General features: G+C 39.3%; 18 protein-coding genes. 4 read left to right on the forward strand and 14 right to left on the reverse strand.

The window, feature by feature from the left end:
* Positions 1-696: 696 nt before the first annotated feature.
* On the forward strand, positions 697-1,251 hold the full coding sequence (locus MMY79_RS09500) for a TetR/AcrR family transcriptional regulator (protein WP_252613330.1): 555 nt from the start codon (positions 697-699) through the stop codon (positions 1,249-1,251).
* A 692-nt stretch (positions 1,252-1,943) separates the two neighbouring features.
* On the opposite strand, the gene MMY79_RS09505 is transcribed toward MMY79_RS09500, so the two are convergent.
* Together MMY79_RS09505 and MMY79_RS09510 are read right to left on the reverse strand one after the other, a co-directional pair.
* Positions 1,944-3,044, reverse strand: a complete 1,101-nt coding sequence (locus tag MMY79_RS09505) for an ABC transporter substrate-binding protein (protein ID WP_252613332.1) — start codon at positions 3,042-3,044, stop codon at positions 1,944-1,946.
* A gap of 72 nt (positions 3,045-3,116) precedes the next feature.
* Positions 3,117-4,070, reverse strand: coding sequence for a TauD/TfdA family dioxygenase (locus tag MMY79_RS09510; RefSeq protein WP_252613334.1), 954 nt, complete (start codon positions 4,068-4,070; stop codon positions 3,117-3,119).
* 221 nt (positions 4,071-4,291) lie between these two features.
* Here MMY79_RS09510 and MMY79_RS09515 point away from each other — a divergent pair, with 221 nt between their 5' ends.
* The 3 genes from MMY79_RS09515 to MMY79_RS09525 all read left to right on the forward strand — a co-directional run bounded on the left by MMY79_RS09515 (position 4,292) and on the right by MMY79_RS09525 (position 9,594).
* Positions 4,292-5,113: a Crp/Fnr family transcriptional regulator gene (locus tag MMY79_RS09515; protein WP_199988069.1), complete on the forward strand. Its 822-nt coding sequence runs from the start codon at positions 4,292-4,294 to the stop codon at positions 5,111-5,113.
* 117 nt (positions 5,114-5,230) lie between these two features.
* Positions 5,231-6,895 carry an arylsulfatase gene (locus MMY79_RS09520; RefSeq protein ID WP_252613335.1) on the forward strand — a complete coding sequence of 555 codons (1,665 nt, stop codon included), beginning with the start codon at positions 5,231-5,233 and terminating at the stop codon, positions 6,893-6,895.
* A gap of 209 nt (positions 6,896-7,104) precedes the next feature.
* Entirely contained in the window at positions 7,105-9,594 is a 2,490-nt protein-coding gene (locus MMY79_RS09525) for a TonB-dependent receptor (RefSeq protein ID WP_252613336.1), read from the forward strand.
* A 66-nt stretch (positions 9,595-9,660) separates the two neighbouring features.
* Here MMY79_RS09525 and mgrA read toward each other — a convergent pair whose 3' ends face one another.
* The 12 genes from mgrA to MMY79_RS09585 all read right to left on the reverse strand — a co-directional run bounded on the left by mgrA (position 9,661) and on the right by MMY79_RS09585 (position 23,489).
* On the reverse strand, positions 9,661-10,659 hold the full coding sequence (gene mgrA, locus MMY79_RS09530) for an L-glyceraldehyde 3-phosphate reductase (protein WP_252613337.1): 999 nt from the start codon (positions 10,657-10,659) through the stop codon (positions 9,661-9,663).
* 11 nt (positions 10,660-10,670) lie between these two features.
* Entirely contained in the window at positions 10,671-11,999 is a 1,329-nt protein-coding gene (locus tag MMY79_RS09535; RefSeq protein WP_252613338.1) for an LLM class flavin-dependent oxidoreductase, read from the reverse strand.
* Between the two features lie 61 nt (positions 12,000-12,060).
* On the reverse strand, positions 12,061-14,256 hold the full coding sequence (locus MMY79_RS09540) for a TonB-dependent receptor (RefSeq protein WP_252613493.1): 2,196 nt from the start codon (positions 14,254-14,256) through the stop codon (positions 12,061-12,063).
* Between the two features lie 128 nt (positions 14,257-14,384).
* Positions 14,385-15,452: an ABC transporter substrate-binding protein gene (locus tag MMY79_RS09545; RefSeq protein ID WP_252613339.1), complete on the reverse strand. Its 1,068-nt coding sequence runs from the start codon at positions 15,450-15,452 to the stop codon at positions 14,385-14,387.
* A gap of 50 nt (positions 15,453-15,502) precedes the next feature.
* Entirely contained in the window at positions 15,503-16,411 is a 909-nt protein-coding gene (locus tag MMY79_RS09550) for a TauD/TfdA family dioxygenase (protein ID WP_252613340.1), read from the reverse strand.
* 119 nt (positions 16,412-16,530) lie between these two features.
* Positions 16,531-17,328: a Crp/Fnr family transcriptional regulator gene (locus tag MMY79_RS09555; protein WP_252613341.1), complete on the reverse strand. Its 798-nt coding sequence runs from the start codon at positions 17,326-17,328 to the stop codon at positions 16,531-16,533.
* Positions 17,329-17,484: 156 nt separating this feature from the next.
* Positions 17,485-17,892 (reverse strand): biopolymer transporter ExbD, encoded by a 408-nt coding sequence (locus MMY79_RS09560; protein ID WP_086223723.1) that lies wholly within the window; start codon positions 17,890-17,892, stop codon positions 17,485-17,487.
* Positions 17,892-18,626 carry a MotA/TolQ/ExbB proton channel family protein gene (locus tag MMY79_RS09565; RefSeq protein WP_252613343.1) on the reverse strand — a complete coding sequence of 245 codons (735 nt, stop codon included), beginning with the start codon at positions 18,624-18,626 and terminating at the stop codon, positions 17,892-17,894. The genes MMY79_RS09560 and MMY79_RS09565 overlap by 1 nt, the downstream gene beginning before the upstream one ends.
* A 36-nt stretch (positions 18,627-18,662) precedes the next feature.
* Positions 18,663-19,511 carry an energy transducer TonB gene (locus tag MMY79_RS09570; protein WP_252613345.1) on the reverse strand — a complete coding sequence of 283 codons (849 nt, stop codon included), beginning with the start codon at positions 19,509-19,511 and terminating at the stop codon, positions 18,663-18,665.
* A gap of 12 nt (positions 19,512-19,523) precedes the next feature.
* Positions 19,524-20,339, reverse strand: coding sequence for an ABC transporter ATP-binding protein (locus tag MMY79_RS09575; RefSeq protein ID WP_200029177.1), 816 nt, complete (start codon positions 20,337-20,339; stop codon positions 19,524-19,526).
* 9 nt (positions 20,340-20,348) lie between these two features.
* Entirely contained in the window at positions 20,349-21,974 is a 1,626-nt protein-coding gene (locus tag MMY79_RS09580; protein ID WP_354669038.1) for an ABC transporter permease, read from the reverse strand.
* Between the two features lie 318 nt (positions 21,975-22,292).
* Positions 22,293-23,489 (reverse strand): LLM class flavin-dependent oxidoreductase, encoded by a 1,197-nt coding sequence (locus tag MMY79_RS09585; protein ID WP_252613349.1) that lies wholly within the window; start codon positions 23,487-23,489, stop codon positions 22,293-22,295.
* Positions 23,490-23,492 lie beyond the last annotated feature (3 nt).

Below are 23,492 nucleotides of genomic sequence, written 5' to 3' on the forward strand. Positions count from 1 at the left end.
GGCTGTCGGTAAATTCTTTATCGATAGCCAAATCTAAAATAGATATTTGACTTTCTAGAGAATAAATTCTTTTGATCTTTAACTATTAATCTTTACTTAAGATTTTCCTTAATTATGTAATTAAATGAAAAATAATAACTATTTAAATAATTTATAGCCAATTTCACATTGACACCTTAAATATTGGAGATTACCATTTGCCTGTTGGCCTACATTGCCAACCGGTCGTCGCAGACCGTTTGTAATACCGCATCAGAATTATTCCGTCTGAGGGATAGTTTTGTGTGTAAGCTCCTAGTCTCCTCCCGTAGCGGTAGGACGGGAGAGGGACACCTTCGGGTGTGCTTGTGTATTACCAAGTCTGCGAACCCTCTTCCGTTCTGCCACCATAATTTTATAAATGTCTGGCAGAACTCCCAATAAAAAGGAGTTGGCTTTGTACATTCATCATTTCTTGGCAACCATTGCCAAAAGCTATAACAACACAGCTTAAAACATTTAACGCAGCTTGATCGCCGTAAGGCTTTTCCAGGCTTTAGTTCGTTATTACTTAAAACTTTCATCAACAACTAAAACTTGAGATGTGCCAAGCACAGTCTTTATGGCTTTGCTGTGCCTTTTTTTGACCTTTAAAAAAATGAAGGCTTTTATATCTCATTTATATACAACAAGAATTTATTTTAGAACGGTAAAACTATGCCACATTCAGATCTTCCATTTCGTGCTTTAAGTGTACTGCATACCTCACGCTATCTTTTTAATAAATACGGCTTTCATAATGTTGGAGTAGACCGAATTATAGAGTCGGCAAAAATCCCAAAAGCCACGTTTTATAATTACTTTCACTCAAAAGAACGTCTCATTGAAATGAGCTTAAACTTTCAAAAAGACGGCCTTAAACATGAAGTCATATCGATTATCAATGTTCAAAAAGAATTAACGCTAATTGAAAAGCTCCGCAAAATTTATTACTTACACGCCGACTTAGATGGGCTTTACCATTTGCCGTTTAAAGCGATTTTTGAAATTGCTAAAACACATCCTAAGGCTTATCAGACCGTAGTTGATTATCGAAATTGGCTGATTAATGAAATCTATAATTTGCTTTTAAAAAGCAATGAAAATGCTTCAAAACAAGATGCGCACATGTTTTTGTTTGTGATTGATGGAGCAATGGTTCAGCTTTTAGATCCGAACAAACCAGATGAAAGGAAGAGATTACTTGAGTATTTTTTAATACAGTTGGTGTGAGTATTTGAAATACAGTATGTACTGTGGTGATGGAAATCTAAAGAATAGCTGTACGCACGTACTATATCAGTTTTTCTAAGCCTGTAAAGGGTATTTATAAAATATATTTATAAATTTCAGTAAGATATAAAATATTCTGTGTGTTGAAATTTAGCCTAAGCAAATTAATAACTTTAATGCTCAAAAGGCAATTTAGGGAAAGAAATCTGTATCGCAGTAGCCAGTAGCCAAAAATGAAGCCCGTAAAGGTGGTAAGTAGCTTACGCGTTCTAGCTAGGGCAAATTAAAATGTAATGTCATTTTATAAAAAGCTGCCTAGAGTGTTTTTCTGGCTAAGATTAGAAATAGGGTTAGTCAATTTAAGTTGTTAAGAGTGCCACGGCCTAGTAAGTTGCTTGAGCAGTAGATACCAAGCTAAGAATTTACTGGATTAAAGAATCAACGGCGTAGCAGCAACGTAGAGTAGCCAGAGCCTTATATATGGTAGGTTTCCAAATCTTCTATTTAACATAATATACATTATGCGAATAGTTATATAATTCACTATTAAGTCCTTGATTCTGTTGTTGTACGTTTAGCTATACTTGTTGCCTCTACAAAGAATCATTAATTATTTTAGAGGCATACTATGAAGTTTATAAAAAAGACCTTTTGTTAAGGTCTTTTTGCACAGCTAAGTTAATTTAATAATTTTATTTTGAAGAGTTCCAATAATTGACGTAATTCAACTGTTGAATTCCTCGCTCGACAAACTCAGCATTTTGCCATTGTTTTACATTAACATCGCGTTTTATCAGTTTGGCCTTTAATGCAGTCTGTACACCTTCTTGTAGATGCCCTAGATAATATTCATCCAAAAGTGGTGAAAAAACTGTTTTTAAGGATTTGTCTTGTAGACTTAATGCATAGAGTTCTGTTGGTAATCCTGCATTTTTAGTGACAAGTTGAATGGCATTATCGCGGTTTTCAGGCTGTGAAACCCAATGTGCTGATTGTAAAACTGTATTGACCAATGTTTGGACAATTTCAGGATGTTGTTTAATAAACTCACTACGACCCACCAGACCTGATTGAATTGTTCCAGCTCCATCCTGTCTCTGCCCAGTACTCAACGGAACCTCTACAATTTTCTGCTGTTTGAGCGCCAGAATTGACATCAAACCCCAGCTTGCATCAATTTGCTTAGCTGCAAGTGCTGCATTGGCCGCAGCAGGATCCAAATTAATAATGCGGAAATCTTTTTCAGTAAAGCCATACCGCTCGATATATTGATCAAACGACAATTGCATAGCAGTTCCTTGAAAAATTGCTATTCGTTTACCTTTTAACTGTTCGAGACTGGTATATCCTTTATTTGGCAAAACCCCCAAATAAGCATCTATGTGCCGTCCAGTCGCTAACAATAATGTGGTATCGATTTGATTCGATTTACCAATAATAGCGGCTAAGTCACCTAAAAAAGCAAAATCTAATTGTTTATTAGCCAAGGCTTCATTAATTACAGGTCCTGCACCTTTAAAAAATTGCCATTCAACCTGAATATTTTTCTTTGCTAATTCTTTTTCAAGTAACTGATTTAAATATATATAATCAACTAATGGAGTACCGCTGCTGTGTCTTTCACTACTGCTTAGATCAGGTACTGCAATTCTAATTTTTACAATGTTTTCAGTCTGATTTGTTGTTTTTGATGGTGCTGATGAAGATGGTTTAAAAATAAATAATAGCAAAGCGACGAAAATAAGTGCAGGAATAATCCAGATAAATCGATTACGTTTTGATAGTGTGGCCATATCGTTTTTCTCAACAACATATATAACGTCACTGCTTAACGACAGTGACGTTCTGCATGCTTAAAATGGTATTTAGTTGGCATTTAAAACAGCGTGAAGCTTGGCTTTTTCGAGTTGTTCTGCTGATAAATCTTTGGGTAATGTGGTTTTACCTTTTAAGCCATGTACACCAGTCGTTACTTCACCTGCAAGTGTAATTCGGCGTACAACGCGATGTTGATCGCCATAATCGTTAACCGCATAGTGCTGTGTAGAGCGATTATCCCAAATCACCACATCTCCTTCCTGCCATTGCCAACGCACTGTATTTTCTGGTCGCGTTACTTTTTCTTGTAAAATATTAAATAAAAGCTGTGAGTCACTTTGGCTAAACCCCACAAGTCGTTTGAAAAAATGCCCCAGTAATAGGCTTTTCTTGCCCGTTTCTGGATGTAATACGACTACTGGATGCTCTGTCTCATACTTGGTAGATACAAAAATTTTCTTCAGTCTTTCTAGTTGTTCAGGCTCAACATTTTGTTTTGGTCCACCATAATCATATTCATTTGAATGTACAGCTACCAACTGTTCCGCAAATTGCTTTAAAAGCTCAGGAAGATCTTCATATGCAGTTTCAGTATTTGCCCAAGTTGTATCACCACCTGTTTCAGGGATGATTAGGCTTCTCAAGATACTAATTTTAGGATAGGCATCAACAAAAGTTACATCAGTATGCCAAGAATTGGCGCGTGCACCTTTTTGTGAGTCAAGTTCAAAAATAAAATCTGTGCCATCCACCGCAGGTACTGTTGGGTGTTTAACGGGTGAACCAAACAATTCTGCAAATTTCTCTTGTTCTGTGTCCCCCAAATGTTGCTGGCCACGAAAGAAGAGTACTTTATGCTCTAGTAGCGCATCGTGTATAAACTGAACTGTAGGTGAATCAAGCTCAGAGCTTAAATAAATGCCTGATATTTCAGCCCCAATTCGACCAGTTAATTTTTTAACTTGTAGTTGTTGTGCTGGTTTCTGAATAAATGTGGTCATGTTAATTTCCTGTCATAATATATGACTGAATTTTTATCAGAAACGGCGGCTTATTCTGTTATTTCAGAGACAATCCATCACGTAAAAAATTATTTTGATATTTAAATAATTAATAACACGCACATATGAAAATTAAATATGAAATTATATTTTTTTGAAATTTGAATAAATTTTAACTCTGATAAGCTGTTTAAAATCTTAGTTTATATCTCTGATTTATTATGAAAGCATCATCAATTATCGAGTTCAGGAATCCTATCTCAAAATATCAGAATGATTTTGACGGTGGACAATCTTTGGATCATCAAATTATAACGAATGAATTTATTCACAAGAGTATTCGTATTTTAGAAAATTATCAGGTTATTCAATCTTTATCTAATACAGAAAAATCTACGCTTATTCAGCATTTAAAAATAAGAAAGTATTATCATAATCAAACGATATACAATCAAAATGATCCGTGTACTGATATCAATATTTTGCTTGAAGGCGCGCTTAAACTTGGCTGGAGCACATCTCAAGGCAAATATCACACTGATATTTTTGTGCCCTCAGGTACATTAATCAATATTGTTCCGATCGTAACGGGTCAACCCCTACTTCACGACCATATTGCACAAGGTAGAACGGTAATTGCCAACCTTCCTGGCCAATTGTTTATGGATGTCATCAGAAATAACGCAGATGCTTTGTTTATGGTGTTGAAATTAATCTGTGTAAGAACACAGCTAAATCGTGAACAAAACTTCATTTATTCAACTGAAACATTGCAAACTCGTCTCGCTAAAAAACTAGTTTTTCTAGTGGATTATCATTCCTATCAGGATAAAGATAAAATTTTACTGAATCTCAAATTGAGTCAGGAAAATCTGGCAGAACTTTTGCAGACTTCAAGACAAAGCATTAATAAAGAACTAGCAGCACTTTCGAACCAAAACATCATTGAGGTTAAATATAACCAAATCTTTATTTTGGACTTTGAAAAGCTAAGCGATATTGCTCAGACTCATCAGTTCAACAGTACCACCAAGTTCCTTTGATATATCTGCTTTTGTCATAATGATATGATTTTATTAGGAGATAACTGTCAGAATAGAAACAGAATAAAAATTTGTCATATTTACACTAAGCGTTTTAGTCGATTTGTTGGATAAAACATGACAGATGTAAATATCAAAAAACAACCTAATATTTTATTGATTGTGGCAGATGATTTAGGCTTTTCAGATTTAGGTGCTTTTGGCGGAGAAATCAATACACCTCATTTGAATGAATTGGCATTAAACGGCTTAAGACTTACTAATTTTCATACGGCGTCAACCTGCTCCCCCACTCGTGCGATGTTACTTTCAGGTACTGACCATCATTTAGCTGGTTTAGGGACCATGGCAGAGGCCCTTACCCCAGAACTCGAAGGTAAAGAAGGCTACGAAGGTGTATTGAATAACAAAGTGGCCGCATTACCAGAGTTGTTAAAAGATGCGGGTTACTACACCATTATGTCTGGAAAATGGCATTTGGGACTAAAACCAGAATATTTTCCAATTAAAAAAGGATTTGAACGTTCCTTTGCACTATTACCTGGTGCAGCCAATCATTATCTATTTGAAGCGGATATTCCAGAAGACCAAATTCCACGCTTACTTAAGTCAACAAAAGGACTCTATGCAGAAGATGATAAGTTTTCGGAAGAACTACCTCAAGGGTTTTATTCATCAGATTATTTTACCACTCGCCTTTTAGACTTTTTACAAGATGGTGAAGCACGCCAAGGACGTCCTTTTTTTGCATACTTACCTTTCTCTGCACCGCACTGGCCCTTACAAGCACCTCAGGAAGATATCGATCGATATAAAGGACGTTATGCAGATGGCCCTGTTAAATTGCGTGAGCAACGCCTTGAGAAACTCAAGCAACTTCAATTGGTAGATGCAGAAACAACGATTCACCCTGTCTTAGCTAGAACTCCATTCTGGGAAAATCTTACTCAAGAGCAACGTGATAAGTCTTCAAGAATTATGGAGGTTTATGCGGCGATGGTAGATCGTATGGACCAAAACGTTGGACGTGTAGTCGAATACCTCAAAGATCGAGCGGAATTGGACAATACCATTGTTATTTTTCTATCAGACAATGGTGCAGAAGGCGCTCAACTTGAAGCTCTGCCCGTCTTTGGCGGCCAACTTAATGAAATTATCGAGCAATATTACGACAACAGTATTGATAATATTGGACGAGCAAATTCATATGTTTGGTACGGAGAACATTGGGCACAAGCAGCCACCGCTCCTGCTCGCTTATATAAAGCACACACTAGCGAAGGTGGAATTAGAACAGTTTCGTTCATTCACTACGCAGGGTTTAAACGCCAAAATCAGATCAGCCACGAGTTTCTGACAGTCATGGATTTACTACCAACCCTACTAGATTATTTAAATATTCAGCATCCTGGTCAGGTGTATAAAGGTCGTCAATTGGTACCCCTCCGTGGTCGTTCGATCTTACCGTATTTACAAGTACAACAAGATCACATTCACAGTGAAGATCATGTCACAGGCTGGGAGTTATTTGGTCAAAAGGCTCTGCGCAAAGGAGAATGGAAAGCGCTCTTCATCCCTGCGCCAAATGGTCCAAATCGCTGGCAGCTATATAACCTTAAAGATGATAAAGGCGAAACTCAGGATTTAGCAAAACAATATCCAGAAAAGCTCGATGAATTACTCAAAGAATGGGCAACTTATGTCAAAGAAAATGGTGTGATTGAAAATGTGCAACAACGAAGATTATTACAGAATGATCAGCTAGAACCATTTGAAGCATAAAATAACGAAGAGATTAGTCTTTAGATTGTACTAAGCCAGCACCTCATGCTGGCTTTTACATTTGCCACCTGAACAATATTTTAAAAGGCTATGTTTAAAAATTACTATTAAATATAAAGATAAGATCATCAAAATATAAACTTAAGTTTGTACTGATAATGACAGTGTTCAATTACGTAAAAATTAAAATCAACACAAAGAAAACACAAATGGAGTCATTAATGTCAGTTCAAAAGCACACCTTTCATTTTAAGAGAAAAAGATTAGTTTTAAATAAAATCACGCAAAGTCTGTTTATTTCACTTATAGGGTGTGCAGGATATTCATCTATTGTCTATGCCGAAGATACTCCCACTACTTCAGGTACAGCGGTAACGGAAGCCAGTACGTCAAATTCACAGTCAAACAGTAAAGCAGATGATGTCATTCAGCTTGCAGATGTTATTGTGACTACTCGAAGACGTGAAGAAAAAGCACAAAATGTTCCAACACCAATTAGTATTTTAAGTGCCAAAACACTGGAAACACAGAAACTCAGTAAACTTGAAGATCTACAACAAGCCCTACCCAGTCTTAATGTTGCTTTTTTGAACCCACGTCAATCTAGTGTAGCAGTTCGAGGTTTGGGTAATAACCCAGCCAGTGATGGTTTGGAAGCTAGTGTTGGGGTCTATCTGGACAATGTTTACTTAGGTCGCCCGGGCATGGCTGTATTTGATTTATTAGATATTGCTCAACTCGAATTATTACGCGGGCCACAAGGGACATTATTTGGTAAAAATACTACGGCAGGCTTATTAAACATTAGCTCAAAACAGCCAACCTTCGACCCAGACCATTCTGCTGAAATTTCTTTTGGTTCACGCAATTATTTGCAAGCTAAAGGAACGTTTTCAGATGCTCTATCCGAAAATGTAGCAGGCCGACTCTCTTTTTATAAAACAACTCAGGATGGTTTTATTCATAACACCTATAATGGTAAAGATTATAACAATACAGATCGTGAAGGTGTTCGCGGTCAAATTCTCTGGAAACCGCAAGAGAATTTTAATTTACGTCTAATTGCAGATTACAACAAACAAGATGATGATCAAGGCGCGATGGTGGTGTACTACGCTGGGCCAACGTTTAACAGTACCGTATATGGAAATAACTACAATCGCTACTTAGAAAATGCCACACAGTCAGGTGCCAAAAATCTTTATACCAACTGGAAAGATAAACAAATTCATTCAGATGCCCCACAACATATGTCTGTTGAACAAGGTGGTGGATCGGCAGAAGCCAATTGGTCGCTAGATAGCGGTAAAAAAATTACGTCGATCAGTGCATATCGCTTTTGGAACTTCACTCCAACTAACAGTGATTTTATCAGCTCAAATGCATTGATTAATGGTGGTGTTTCGGTTCGAGATAAACAGTATTCTCAAGAGCTACGTCTAACATCTGCTGGAAATCAAAAAGTGGATTGGGTAACTGGCCTATATTACTTTCAGCAACATTTAGACAATACGACTTTCTCTTTATATGGAGATACGGCGGACGCATTTTATCTTTATAACGTACCAAGCGTGAGAACCTTAATTGCAAATGGTCAATCGAATATTTTGAATAATCGAGATTCGTATTCATATGGAACAACTGAGACAAAAAGCTCAGCATTATTTGGTCAAAGTACATGGCATGCGACACCGAAGCTAGACATCACTACAGGTGCACGGGTCACCTATGAAGATAAATCTGCCAGTATCTACAGAACTGACCCTATTGGGGGTACTCCAGTTTCGGGTTTAAGTGTAGCAGAGCGTAATTTACTAAATGCCCAGCTTGGTGCATATGACTCAGGTGAACTCAAGCAACATGGTTTAAGTTACTCTGGCTTACTGACTGGCAGCTATCGTTTAAATCCAAGCACATTGGCCTATGCAACGTATTCGCACGGCGAGAAATCAGGGGGCTTTAACCTGAGCATTGGTTCTGCACCAGCAGCGGGTGCTAACTCGTTAAAGGTTGATCCTGAAAAAGCAGATAACTATGAAATTGGATTAAAACAGAATTTTCTTAATAATACCTTACAGCTCAATAGCAATATATTCTGGATTGATGTTTCTGACTATCAAACCACAAGCTATGAACAAGTCGGTAACTCTGTCGTGAGTGTATTGGCAAATGCAGGTAAAGTACGCAGCCGAGGGATCGAACTCGATGCAACTTATCAACCTATTCGTCGCCTTACACTTAACTTTAATGGTTCTCTTAACGATACCACTTATACAGAATACAAAAATGCCCCGGCTCCATCCAATATCAGCATTCCAACAGGCGTAAATACACAAGATCTGTCTGGAGAACGTGTATATGGCGTACCGAAGTGGATTGCAAATTTCAATTTCCGTTATGACTTAGCTGAACACAATAACTGGCAGCCCTATGTTTCGGGTAGTTATACTTGGCGAGATTGGTCATATGGCTCTTTAGATAATAACCCGTACAGTGTCATTAAAGCCTATGGATTAACAAATGCGAGTTTAGGTGCTCGACATCATATTGGTGAAAATGAACTGGATGTTGCGCTATGGGTAAAAAACCTCACCAATGAAACCTATGTAACCAATACATGGAATTCTTCTAATGGTATTGTTCTCGCTAGTTTAGGTCAGCCTCGTACTATTGGTGCAACCGTGAAACTTAGCTTTTAACAAATAAAATGCTCAATCATTGCAGCATTGGCTCCTTGAAAGCCATGCTGCAAATTTTGTATAGAGTTATGGCGTATTTAGAATAGTATCAATCTGAGTCAACTCATCTGCACTAAACGTCGTATTTTGCAATGCTTTTAAGTTTTCGATGATCTGCTCTGGTCGACTAGCCCCTATGATTGTCGATGTAATCCGTTCATCTCTTAAAACCCATGACAATGAAAATTGAGCCAATGTTTGGTCTCGATGCTTTGCTATTTCATTTAACTGCTGTATTTGCTGTAGCTTCAATGCAACGAGATGCTCTGACTGTAAATAACGGCTACCACGCCCGATACGTGAGTCTTCAGGTACACCATTCAGATATCGTCCAGCCAAAAGGCCTTGGGCCAGTGGTGAGAACGTAATTACACCAAAACCCTCTTGTTTAGCAGTCTCCGTTAAACCTTGCTCGATCTGTCGTTCAAAAAAATTGTAAATCGGTTGATGCAAAGTAAGTGGAACGTGATAGTCCTGAAGCAATTCTATCAACTGTAAAGTTAACTCTGGTGTATATCCAGAAGAAATCCCCACATAGAGAGCTTTACCTTGTTGCACAATATCAGCAAGTGTTTTGGCTGTTTCTTCAAGAGGTGTCTCTGGGTCATAACGATGTGAATAAAAAATATCGACATAATCAAGCCCTAGTCGCTGTAAGCTTTGATCAAGACTAGCCATCAGATATTTTCGGCTGCTACCACCTTGTCCAAAAGGTCCAGGCCACATGTCCCAGCCAGCCTTTGTCGAAATAATGAGTTCATCTCGATATGGCTTGAAGTCAGTTTTTAAAAAGTGCCCAATATTTTTCTCTGCACTTCCATACGGTGTTCCATAATTATTGGCTAGATCGAAATGATTAATTCCATGATCAAACGCCGTGTAAAGTACTGATTTTTGTTGCTGAATTGGAGTGTCATCTCCAAAGTTATGCCAGCAACCGAGTGACAATGGGGGTAATACCAAACCACTATTTTTAATTTTTCGATATTGGAATGATTGGTATCGTTCTGAATTTGCGAGATACATACTTTGTCCTTTTATTCGGTAGCAGCCAAGAGGCCAAGGTTTTGTCTTAATGTTTGACCTTCGTATTCTTTGCGGAATAAATTGCGCTGTTGAAGGATGGGAATAACCAGATCGACAAAGTCTCTAATTCCGTTTGATATGACGGCAGGCATAATGTTAAATCCATCTGCTGCACCACTAACGAACCATTCTTCAAGCTGATCGGCGATATATTCTGGCGTACCAACCAAACAAAAATGCCCTCGTCCTGAAGCAATACGTTGATAGAGCTGTTTAATGGTTAGACCCTGCTCTTGTCCGAGTGCTTGAATCAATTGCTGGCGACTTTGTTGCCCAGTTTGGGTCTCGGATAAATCTAAGGAAGCTAAAGGTTGATTCACATCAACATCGCTTAAGTCAAAATTGCCCAACATTCTTCCTAAAAGCCCAAGGCCAATGTCATCATCAACGAGTTCATCTAAAAGCTGTTGCTGTTTCTTGGCTTCTTCATTCGTATGAGCAACAAGCACATATACACCGGGCATGACCACTAACTCATGTTCTTGGCGATCAAAGTCTTTAAGACGTTGCTTTACATCGCTATAAAATTGCTGTGCAGCGGCTAAGTTAGATTGCGCAGTAAAAATGACATCTGCTGTACGAGCTGCCAGATTTTTACCTCGTTCTGAGCTACCTGCTTGAACCACCACAGGGTGAGACTGTGGGCTTGGGCTAATATTGAGTGGACCTTTTACCTGAAAAATATCACCGCAATGATTGAGCGTGTGTACCTTATCTGGATTAAAGAAAATACCTCTGGCTTTATCATGAATAGCTGCATCTTCATCCCAACTCTTCCAAAGTCCTTTTACGACATCGTGAAATTCTTCAGCACGTGCATAGCGGTCTTGATGTTTGATATGTTCCTTTGTGCTGAAATTTTTCGCCTCAAGGGCAAAATCGGTGGTGACGAGGTTCCAGCCTGCACGTCCAGCAGAAATCTGGTCTAAAGAAGCAAACTTTCTTGCGAGATGATATGGTTCGTTATAGGTTGTTGTGGCTGTCCCAATGAGCCCAATATGACGGGTTTGTGTCGCAATTGCTGAAAGTAATGTGAGTGGTTCAATCTCGTTACCGCGAATTTTGCCTGATGTCGCAGTTGCTGGATCAACAGCTAAACTATCGGCAAAAAAAATGGCATCAAATTTCCCCTCTTCAGCTATTTTTGCTGCACTTAAGTAGCGTTCATAGGGACTTAGATTTAATTGACTCGCTGGATGTCTCCAACTGGCCAAATGATGGCCATAACCGTCTAAAAATAAATTAAGGTGAAGCTTTCTTGTAGGCGAAGGATTACTCATTTTAATCAGTCCAATTGATGGGTGTACACCTCGAAAAAACGAGGCGTACTAGACATACTTTTTAGAAATTTTTACGGAATGAAATGCCAAAATAGCGTTCATCATCTCTAGGGACTTGACGAGTAATACGGCTACCATTTGTGCTCAGTAAGGTTGCATATGATTTATCCGTTATATTTCGTACATTCAATGCCAATCGCCAGTCAGAAGCAGTATCAGCTAAAGCAATGCTCGCGTTCAAAAGTCCATATGCACCTTGAATGGTGTTTTGGTTTTGGTCGAGACTGAACTGCACTTTACTTTGCCACGCATATTGAGTTGAAAGTTCAATTTGCTTGTTATTTGCCAGAGTAAAATAGCGATCGAGCTGGGTATTAAACTTCCAATCTGGAGAAAATGGCAGCGGCTTACCATTTACATTTGGGCATGAAGTATCGGCAGCCGGACATTTGAAGTCATCAATTCGTGCATGTGTATAGGCACCTGAAAAGTTTAATGCCCAATTTGGATTAATCTTATATACCGAGTCAATTTCAGCCCCATATGTAGAGACACTTCCTGCATTAACCAAGCGGGTTATCGGGAAACCATTTGGGTCGAGGGTTCTAAAATTTGCCTGATAGTTATCATAATCAGTGTTAAATAACGCCACATTGACACGCAGACGATTATTCAGCCATTGAGATTTGAGACCAAGTTCGTAAGAGTTAGCCGTTTCAGGATCAATGACAGGCGTATCATTTTGCTGCATATTAAAATAAACGTTATATGCAGGACCTTTATAACCTCTCGAATAGGTAAAATAGCCCAATATATTCGGTGTAAAGTCATATTGAGGTCCAATGCGGCCTGAAACTCCAGTTTCACTGGTCGATCCATCACTGTTAAATGAAGAACGAATGGCATTTCGGACACCTACACTGCTTGGAACAGTTGAAACTCGGCTGTGATCATAAGACAACTCATCTCGAGTAACACGTAAACCTGCAATCCATCTCAACCGATTTGTGAAATGAAAGGTACCTTCACCAAATGCAGCATAGTTGGTGCTGTCTGTGTTATAGATTGCCTTACCAAAATCTACGACATAAGCATTAGAGGTATTGTTGTACCAAGTTGACTCACGTTGATAAGTCTCATCGTTTTTGTTCTTTGAAAAATATAGCCCCGCGACATAATCAAAAAAACCATGATCGAGCGGTTTAATTCTAATTTCTTGAGAAAATTGCTTACTGTTAACATGCCCTAAATCGGCAATTCCGGCAAAATTTGGTGTCGGAGCAGCAAGCTGATCACTATCACCAATCTGTGTGTTTTTCCATTGGCGAAAGGCTGTAATGGATGATAATTGATGATTTGTTAATGTCCAGTCTGCGGTAAGTGCTACACCCTGATTGGTATCCTCAGTCGACGCTTGAGTATTTTCAACTGTACTTCGATTGGTTGGAGATGCCACAACAGGCGATAATGCTGCTGCATAGTTGGCATCGGTATTTTTAACCACAATGCCTGTCGGAGCACTTCCTTTTTTATGCAGATAATCGGCCGTAACCCCCAACACTAAACTATCGGTAGGCGTATATTCAAATTTGGTTCTAAAACCATAATTTTTATAGCCATTAACATCTTGATTGGTTGTAAGGTTGTCTACATTACCATCAAAATTACCTAATAGCGCCGAGACATTGGCAGTTAATTTTTCAGGAATTAATGTACCAGATGCTCCTAGTTTAATTCGTTGTTCACTATCACTAGTGGCATAGGCATCAATATAACCAGAGGTTTCACTGGTTGGATTTTTGGTCACAATGTTGACTACACCTGCCGATGCATTTTTACCAAAAAGTGTTCCTTGCGGACCACGTAGGACTTCAATACGCTCCACATCTAACAAATCAAGTGTTGCTTGCCCCGGTCGGCTGTACACAACGCCATCTATCACTGTTGAGACTGAAGGCTCAACACCCGGTGAAGTGGTAACAGTTCCAATACCGCGAACAAATAAAGAAGTATCCTTATTAGAGGCTCCTGCCCGAAAGTTAACACTCGGTACTTGTGTTACCAATGTTTCAAGTGAGTTTCGCTGTTGCTTATCGAGTTCCTTTCCACTAATGACTGAAACGGCAACAGGTACTTTTTGGAGTGATTCTTCACGACGTGTTGCTGTTACTACAACGGTTTCTAACTGAGCCACATCCTCAGAAGAACGTGCGGTATTTGAGACTGTTTCTGCATGAGCTTGTCCCCAAACTGACAAGATACTCAGCGAAAGCAGACTTAAATTTAAAATTTTTTGTTTAGTTGCTGACGTGAACGGATCACGCGCTACACTCTTCGAATGTATCGACATTATTTACCCCATAATTAAGTTTTAAAAGACGGTGCTTATTTCACTGATTTCAAATATTCGTACTGCTGAGTTGGTTTCCAGTAGGTCTTTAAATTTGATTGTTCAAGTGCTTGATTTACAAAAGACGGATTAATCCAGCTTTTGACGTCAATATTTTTGCGTATCAACCCTTGTTGCGTAGCCAAAGTGATTTTTTGCTGCAATTGTTGGGTGTAATAGCCATCAAATAGCGGTGAATATAAAAACTTCAGATTTACACCATTAAGTTCCTGAGCATAGATGGATGCTGGATAACCCGATTGGGTAAAAAAGAGTGCGACTTGTGGTACTCGATTTTGCTCATTTGAGAGCCAGTTGAGCCCTTTTACAACCTGTGTCACCACCTGTTGTGTTTCAGTTGGATGTTGTCGAATAAACGATTGACGACCTAAAAACACACCTTGAGTAGATCCTGAACCATTTAACTGACGACTACTTATAGGCAAGTTAACGATGTGTTTGTCACGTAACGCAAAAAATCGAGAAGGTCCCCATGACGCATCAATTTTTTTTGCGGCCAAAGCGGCATTGACGGCGTTAAAGTCTAAATTGACCACCCGCACATCGCTGAGCTTTAAACCTTGGCTGTTCAATGCACTCACAAATGACAATTCATCTGCTGTCCCTCTTAACAAACCAACGCGTTTTCCTTTTAATTCAGCAAAATTTTTGATCGAAAGATCAGATCTTACCGCTAGATAATTGGTGATGCCGCGCGCCGTTGGAACAAGTAATTGGGTATCTAATCCATTGGCTTTACCAATGATTGGAGGTAAATCACCTAAAAAGGCGAAATCCAGTTGATTGTTGGCCAATGCTTCATTAATGGCTGGCCCAGCACCTTTAAAAAAGTGCCACTCCACTTTGACATTGTTTTTTGCAAGTTCTTGCTCAAGCCATTTTTTGTTGTAAAGCACATCAACAACTCCACCACCCGCGTGTTTTTGACCAGCTGTCAAATCAGGAGAACCAATTCGGATTGTTTTAAGGCTTTCAGCGTAACTTGCATGTCCAAAAGCCAATAAGCTCAGCAAGATCAATTTTTTAAAAATTGATGGTTTCATTATATCTTCCACATTTTTATTGATAAATCAGCGTTGTATTGTTTAGACGCTTATGACGTAGATGGCTTAACTTGCTTACTCGCTTTGCCATCGATATCAACAGGAACATCGCCTGCCAACGTAACGCGTCGCATAATACGCAAGGCATTACCATAATCATTGACGGCTAAATGCTGAGTGGCACGGTTGTCCCAAATAGCGACATCTCCGTCCTTCCAGGTCCAGCGAATCGTGTTTTCTGGTTTGGTAATACGATCTTGAAAAATTTCAAATAGTTTGTTGGACTCTTTAGCAGTCAGACCTACAAAACGTTTAAAAAATTGGCCTAAAATTAAGGTTCGCTTACCTGTTTCAGGATGTACTCTGACCAATGGGTGTTCTGCCTCATAGACCGTTGAAGCAAAGATTTTTTGATGGCGTTTTACGACTTCATCACTTGCGGAAGGCCGAAAACCACCATAATCAAAATCATTGGTATGAATCGCACGGAGCTGATTGGCAAGGAGCTTTAGCGGCTCTGGCAATTCATCATAGGCTGCTTCTGTATTTGCCCATGTGGTATCTCCCCCTCGATTGGGCGTAGTTACCGCTCTTAGAATGCTGATTTTTGGATAATTTGATACAAAGGTGACATCGGTATGCCACACGTCTGCACGACCGTCATGACGGGAATCAAGCTCAAATATATAAGTCGAACCCTCTGCCACTGGAACAGTAGGATGAGAAATAGGTTGCCCAAGCAATTCGGCAAATTTTTCCTGCTCTTGATCTGTTAAATGTTCCTGATTACGGAAAAAAATAACTTTATGTTCAAGCAATGATTGCCTAATTTGATTCAAGACCTCCGGGTTGAGGTTTGAAGATAATTCAACACCATTAATTTGTGCACCGATACGACCTGCTAAAGGAATTACATCGATTAACTCATTCACTGGTTTTCTTATTAATAAATCTGCCATATCATCGTTCTCATCATTGATGATATGAGTTTAGAAATTACACCTTTTAAATTCTGCAACAAAAATTACATAGCATTTCTGCATTTATGAAAAATTATTCATAATTCGTCATAATCTCTTTAGTGCAGTAAAGCTTTTAATTTGTCGATGTCTTTAACAGAGATATGATTGTATTTTGTTTCTATAATGCCTTCTTCAACAAACCACTGAATTTCCTTTCTGATACTTTGTCTCGATATTTTTAAAAGTTCAGCCAAATTTTCTTGTGAAAGTTTTAATAAAACCTCAATACCTTTTTGAGTTTGGGTCGAAAAAAATTCGATTAAATAAATGAGCTGTCGTGCAATTTGTACCTTTAAAGGTTGTGTAGATGTGTGATAGATATCATTGTCTAAAAGCCTTGTTCTCTGGCATACCAATTTTAAAACCTGATATAGCATGTGTGAATTGTGCTGTATGGTGTGCTTAAAGATATGTTCAGGAATGGTCGCAATCACAGTTGCTTCGTGTGCAACATATTCATGCTCTAGCGCAGATTCAGAAATAAGATAGACAATATTTAATAGTGCGCCTGTAGGGATAAAACGATGAATAAGATATTTCCCATCGTATGAATTCCAACCTAATTTGAGTACACCACTTAAAACAATGATGAGTTCACGACAGTTTTGATTTCTCGAATATAGCACTTGCCCTTGATAAAGGTGTTTTATCTTAATTTCATTAAATAATTTCTGCTTTTCTTCAAGCGAACACGCGTCCATGAATTCACATTCTGACAGCATTTGTTCAGCCAGTTTTTTATATTCAAAGGTAATGTTGAAATCTTGATAACGATTGATATGAGTTTGATCTAATAAATCTAAAAAATGATCATAGTTATTTCTTCTTTTATCGTTATAAACAAGTGTTGTCATTCGCCATCTCACCATCAAATTGAAGCTCTAAAATAGACCATACAACCTAATCGTGAAATTCAAGTTTAATATAAATTTAGATTAAACAATTATATGAAAATCAAGATCTCAAATTTGGATCTTGATTTTCTTTCGTCTTGTTTATTTTGATAGAACTTAAGACTTAGGCGATGTAATGACTGATAGTTTATCAACGCCTACCCGTTCTATGCTGGCCAGTAACTTGGCAACCGTACCATAAGGAACCGTCTCATCTGCATTCAGGTTCAGAGCCAGTTTAGGATTGGCCGTCTTACGCGTTTGAATGGCCTGTTCGAAGTGTTCAAGAGTGACTTTATCTTTATCCAGATAAATTTCCCCTTTTGGATTAACACTAATGACCACAGCCTTGGTCTGATCTGTCACCTGTGTTGGTGCCGCTTTGGGTAAGTTTACCTTAACAGTATTGGTCAGTAAGGGCGCCGTGACGATAAACACAATTAACAGAACCAACATCACGTCCACTAGAGGGGTAATGTTGATCTCGCTGACGACATCATCTTGTTCTGATGTTGAAATTGCCATTATGCATATACCTTTTCTTTATTGTGGTTATGGCTTAACTCGTTGGCTGGAATACTTGTATTTGTTGTTTTTGCCTTGACTGTCTTAAGCTGGAAACCTGATTTTTGGTTTAGGCTCACGAAATCGGTCGCAAAGTCATCTAGTTCTGCACCGATAGTTTTTACTTTACGCACGAAATAGTTATATGCTAGTACCGCTGGAACAGCCACTGCAATCCCGATGCCTGTTGCAACTAGCGCTTCACCAATCGGCCCTGCGACGACATCCATACTGGCATTACCCGAATGTGCAATGGCCTGTAAAGCATGGATAATCCCAAAGACGGTACCAAATAGCCCAATGAAAGGTGCATTATTACCAATTGATGCGAGCAAGGCAGAGCCTTTTTCTAGCTGGCGACGTTCTGACAAAATTTGTTTGCGTAAATGACGCTCAAGTAAATCTTGACGACTCCAACTATGTTGTAAATCTTGATGTGTATCATCGTCTGCATCGGCAAGTGTTTTAAAACCAGTATTTGCAATGCGTGCTACTGGCCCTTGCCCTGCCTCCGATTTTTGAATCGCATCTTGTAGATTTTTGGCGCTCCAGAATTCTTCTGCAAAGGCTTTACTTTGGCGGTTGGCTTTTTGGGTTTGAACCAGTTTAATTACAATCAAACCCCACGTCACAATTGAAAAAGCAACCAATAACCAGATAGTCCCATCGTGGATCAGGGAGTTTATATCACTCATGTTAAAATTCCTTATAGATCAATATTAAGTTAAAAATTATTTCGGGAGTTGATAGTGAATAGGAACATCGACCCATCCTTCGACTGGTGTTTTTCCTTTTAAGGCTGGTGAGAATTTCCATTGTTTTACGGTTCTCACCGCTGCACTATCGAGTATTTTTTTGCCGCTGCTTTGTTTGACTGTCACGCTATCAGGGCTGCCATTTGGCAAGACTTTTACCCTCAAGATGACTGAACCTTCCCAACCTCGATCGAGAGCCTGTTCAGGATATTCAGGCGCTGGATTACTCAAATAACCCGCATAGCCTTTTGCTTCTGTAACTGGCAAGTTGTCATCAGCAGCTTTCGCAGGTGCTTCAGCGGGTTTTGAAACGGGTTGCTGAACAGGAGCCGCCACCACGTTTTTACTTAAGGGTTCCGCTACAGGCCGTGGTTGCTCTACTGCCTTATGCTGTTCAACAGGTTTAGGCTGCTCAACGTGTTTCTGTACTGGTTTTGGTGTCTCTATTTGCTTTTGTACAGGCTGAGGCTTTGGGCTAACAGGCGGTATTTTTGGCTTTTGCACCACTGGAGGGATTTTAGGTTCAATCACCTTAAGTGGTTCAGGCGGTTTGACAATCTCTATCACCACAGGGTCAGGTGTTTTGACATCAAGCTGAGGTGTAGGAAGCTGTTTGGCGATATACCAGATTCCCAAATGTGCTGCAGCAACGGCGACAATCGCAATTGCCAAAGCATTCTTTTTTGGCCCAGCAGGATCATTTTCAGCATCTACGTTTACGTTATGGCTAAAAGGATCATTAACCGTCGTTGTATGGGTGACCTGATTGGATAATTGCTCAAATAAAAATGCTTTTCTAATCGAGCCTTGACTAAATTCACTCATCAATAACTCCTATTAACCAATTTTGTCTTCGGTCAAAATCCGAAAAATCTGTTCTTTTAATTGATGCAATTCAAAACTTGAACGATTTCGAGGACGCGGCAAGTTGACGGGAATAATCTGTTCAACACGACCAGGTTTGGGTTTTAAAATCACCACACGATCTGCCAGAGTTACAGCCTCTTCCACATCATGCGTAATAAAAACAGTGGTCATTTTTTGTTGAGATTGAATGCGTAGTAATTCATTTTGCATTTGATGCCGTGTTAATGCGTCCAAGGCACCAAACGGTTCGTCTAACAGGAAAATGCGTGGTTGCACAACAAGACTGCGTGCAATGGCTACACGTTGAGACATCCCACCAGATAGTTGGTGTGGGTACGCCTTTTCAAAGCCATTTAAGCCAATTAACTCAATTGCTTTCTGGACCAGAATATCTTTATCACGTGAAGTTAACGCCTCATTTAATAAACCCAGCTCAATGTTTTGCTCAACGGTAAGCCAAGGAAATAAGCGGTGTTCTTGAAAAACTACTGCTCGATCGCCGCCAATCCCGCTTACATCGGCACCATCAATTAAAATTCGACCATCAAAATCTTGATCTAGTCCTGCCAAAAGACGTAAAAGCGTAGATTTACCGCAACCACTGCTACCTACAATCGCAATAAACTCCCCTTCTTTAATTTCTAGATTAAAGTCGTGAATGACTTTGACAGGTTGTTGATTAACGACAAAAGACTTATGAACATGGTGAAATGCCACACGTGTTTGAGTATTAGCTTGAAAAGATTGGTGATGTTTTTCAGTATTTGTATTAAGGGTAATTGTCATGGTCTGACCTCAATTTTTTCGCCAAGATGTTGCGTAGTTTTCAGTTATTTTGCCCAGCCATGCCAGAATCGCCCCTAAACCAGCCACCAAAACGGTTGCTGCTATCACACGTTCCATTTCAAAGTTTTGCTGTGCTGCCATCATGTAGCTACCTATGCCAATTCCAGAGCCCATCAAGTATTCAGCTCCAAAAGATGCCATCCACGAATAGAGCAAGGCCAAGCGAAACCCAGCAAACATTGAAGGTGCAATGCTCGGTAAAATCAAAAGCGTTAAGCGTTGAAGCAATGTCATTCTTAAAGTGCTTGAGACTTCAACAAGCTGCATTGGAATGCTCGACATGCCTTTCCAAGTCGCAATAAACATCGGAAAAAATGTCGCTATTGAAATGAAAACAATTTTTGATAAATCTTCGAGCCCAAACCAAGCTGTCAGTAGCGGAATCCAGGCGAAAATGGCAATGAGACGTAATGTGTTGAGTGTAGGTGCCAACAGATTTTCAATAGGTTTAAATAGCCCTACCACAATTCCTACAGACGCCCCAATTAGTCCGCCAATAATCAAACCCAAAATTGCACGATAAAGGCTGTAATACATGGCGGTAGTGAGTGAGAAATCTTGAATGCCTGACCACAGTGCTTCTAATACTTTCCACGGCGCGGGCAAAATTTGACTCGAGATCAAGTTAAACCAACTACTCATTGCCCAAAGCATCACTAAACTCAAAGGTAAAACCCATGATTTGAAAACATCGGATCTGTTTTTTTTGTGAAAAGTATGAGCACTCAAAGCAGCATGTGGCCAGAACACAAACTTACGTTCAATTCGATGCAGGATAAAATCGAAAATAATTCCTACAGATGCAATAACAAAAATCGTGACAAAAACAATATCAAGCTGAAATAGCTGACGACCTGTCACCATCAAATATCCAATGCCTTCCGATGAAGCCAACAACTCAACAGCAATTAAGCTTGTCCAGCCTGCTGCAACAGCTAGTCTTAAACCCGTAAAGAAATATGGAAGCGTGGCTGGCAGTACAAGTTTTGTGAGCAAGGTTAGCCGATTAAACTGTAAAATTGCTGCCATTTCTTTGAGTTTGGGTTGAATGTCACGTACCCCTGCCTGAGTATGTAATGCAATCGGCACCATCGTGGCCTTAAAAATTATGAAGATTTTTAAACTATTTTCGATGCCGAGCCAAATCATGAGCAAAGGTAACCAAGCCAATGTTGGGATAATGACCAACGCATAAAACGTTGCAGAAAGGTATTGTTCTGCAATGCGGCTATAACCAAGTAAAACACCTAAAAATACGCCGCCTAATACACCTGACAATAAGCCAAGACCAAAGCGCTCAAGACTGATCGCAAGCTGTGACCATAGATCTTGATATGCGATTTCAACGAAAGAATGCCATGTGTCTTTTGGGGTAGGTAAAATTTGGGCAGGCATCCATTGCTCGTTTGACGCTACCCACCACAGTAAGAATAAACAAAGAGGTACAATCCAATAGATCGCAAGCGAGTTAAAATACCCAACAGAAATGAACCCTGGTTTCTTGGTACTTTTCCAGACAATGCCGGATGAATTTTTTTGCGAAATTATTTCTTTCATATCTCGATATATATCCATACATTCTGTTGTTATAGATCTCTCAGAATGATTAACTAAACGTATAACTGATGATCATTTATCCACGTTATTCAGATTTAATGTGAGATGTGTTGTGATCATCTTTGGTGTTATGCTCTGGATGAGTGTAAAGAGAGATGTTTTGTTTAACTGTCTACACAGGTACAAAGATCAGAAAATATTTATATTTATAAATAAGAGATAAAGATAAGAATTCTTGTATAGACCTTTCATAAAAGATCAAACGCATATTAGGAACAAAAATTAAAAAAGCCCAACTAGCTTACTAATCAGGCTTATTCAAAGAACATTTAAACTTTAAAGCGCAATATCAAACTCTGGGCTAGCTACCGTAGGTTGCAATCGAGCACGCTGCTTTTTAAAGTGCGGAAGAACGTGTTCACCAAGACGATATGACTCTTCAAGATGTGGATAGCCTGCAAGAAAGAATAATTCTATGCCAATGCTATTGTATTCTTGAATACGCTCAATAATCTGTTGGTAGCTCCCTACCAAAGCAACACCGGGTGGCACACCAATATATCCAAACCCTGACCAAACATTTGGATGGATAAAAAAGTCGCTGACATTTTTACTGCCATCTTTTTCGGCGTACTCTTTTTCGAAGCTTAATACTCGCGCTGAACGTAACCCCGCATGGGCTGCTGCTGCGTGTAAACGTTGTTTTTCAGCAGCTTCATTGAGAAAGCGCTGTGCCTCTGCCAACGCTTCTTGTTCAGTACGGCGAGCAATGGTATCGATTGATAGACCAAATTTTATATTTTCACGACCATACTTTTTTGCACGAGCACGTACATCGGCAATCAATGCTGCAATTTCTTCTGGTTTTTCAGCTCGCATTAAATAATAGTCGGCATGTTTTGCTCCAAACTCACGAGCAGCTTCCGAAGAACCTGCTGTGCAAATAATGGGAAGGCTTGCTTTATTCAGTGGATATTTTAGACCACCGCCTTCTGCCGAATAGTACTTTCCTTTATAGTAAAATGAAGGATTATTCCAATATCCTTTTACAACATCTAGAAACTCTGTAGCACGTGCATAACGTTCATCGTGAGGTAAGTCATCGCCTACCTGACGTTGGATCACTTCCGAGCCGCCATTAATAATATTCCAAACCAGTCGATTACCCGTTGCACGTTGATACGTTGCCGCAGTTTGTACAGCATTATATGGACTAAAATGATAAGCCTGAAATGCAGTCACAAAGTTAAGTTTTTTGGTTTCTCTTGCCAGCAATGAACATACTGTCCAAGGCTCTTCACCGGTTGGTGCGTTTACCATGAGTGCACCAGCAAAACCATTAATTTCTGCTGCCCGTGCTACCTGACTTAAGTAATCAATATAGGTAAAGTCATCACCTACTTCATAGTTCGAAACCGCTCCGGTATTTTCGACATTTTCAATATTGGCCCAATCACCACGATTACGTGGGTCACCAGGTAGAAATTCAGTTTCGCCATGAAGCGGTAAACGTGTAAAAAATTCAATTCCCATTAT

Source organism: Acinetobacter sp. XS-4, assembly GCF_023920705.1.
Lineage (GTDB): Bacteria > Pseudomonadota > Gammaproteobacteria > Pseudomonadales > Moraxellaceae > Acinetobacter.

Coding starts and splice junctions, on each gene's coding strand:
- MMY79_RS09570 (WP_252613345.1), bottom strand. CDS start 19,511: ATGAGTGAATTTAGTCAAGGCTCGATTAGAAAAGCATTTTTATTTGAG.
- MMY79_RS09550 (WP_252613340.1), bottom strand. CDS start 16,411: ATGGCAGATTTATTAATAAGAAAACCAGTGAATGAGTTAATCGATGTA.
- MMY79_RS09510 (WP_252613334.1), bottom strand. CDS start 4,070: ATGACCACATTTATTCAGAAACCAGCACAACAACTACAAGTTAAAAAA.
- MMY79_RS09585 (WP_252613349.1), bottom strand. CDS start 23,489: ATGGGAATTGAATTTTTTACACGTTTACCGCTTCATGGCGAAACTGAA.
- MMY79_RS09555 (WP_252613341.1), bottom strand. CDS start 17,328: ATGACAACACTTGTTTATAACGATAAAAGAAGAAATAACTATGATCAT.
- MMY79_RS09535 (WP_252613338.1), bottom strand. CDS start 11,999: ATGAGTAATCCTTCGCCTACAAGAAAGCTTCACCTTAATTTATTTTTA.
- MMY79_RS09505 (WP_252613332.1), bottom strand. CDS start 3,044: ATGGCCACACTATCAAAACGTAATCGATTTATCTGGATTATTCCTGCA.
- mgrA (WP_252613337.1), bottom strand. CDS start 10,659: ATGTATCTCGCAAATTCAGAACGATACCAATCATTCCAATATCGAAAA.
- MMY79_RS09500 (WP_252613330.1), top strand. CDS start 697: ATGCCACATTCAGATCTTCCATTTCGTGCTTTAAGTGTACTGCATACC.
- MMY79_RS09580 (WP_354669038.1), bottom strand. CDS start 21,974: ATGGATATATATCGAGATATGAAAGAAATAATTTCGCAAAAAAATTCA.
- MMY79_RS09545 (WP_252613339.1), bottom strand. CDS start 15,452: ATGAAACCATCAATTTTTAAAAAATTGATCTTGCTGAGCTTATTGGCT.
- MMY79_RS09575 (WP_200029177.1), bottom strand. CDS start 20,339: ATGACAATTACCCTTAATACAAATACTGAAAAACATCACCAATCTTTT.
- MMY79_RS09520 (WP_252613335.1), top strand. CDS start 5,231: ATGACAGATGTAAATATCAAAAAACAACCTAATATTTTATTGATTGTG.
- MMY79_RS09565 (WP_252613343.1), bottom strand. CDS start 18,626: ATGAGTGATATAAACTCCCTGATCCACGATGGGACTATCTGGTTATTG.
- MMY79_RS09515 (WP_199988069.1), top strand. CDS start 4,292: ATGAAAGCATCATCAATTATCGAGTTCAGGAATCCTATCTCAAAATAT.
- MMY79_RS09560 (WP_086223723.1), bottom strand. CDS start 17,892: ATGGCAATTTCAACATCAGAACAAGATGATGTCGTCAGCGAGATCAAC.
- MMY79_RS09525 (WP_252613336.1), top strand. CDS start 7,105: ATGGAGTCATTAATGTCAGTTCAAAAGCACACCTTTCATTTTAAGAGA.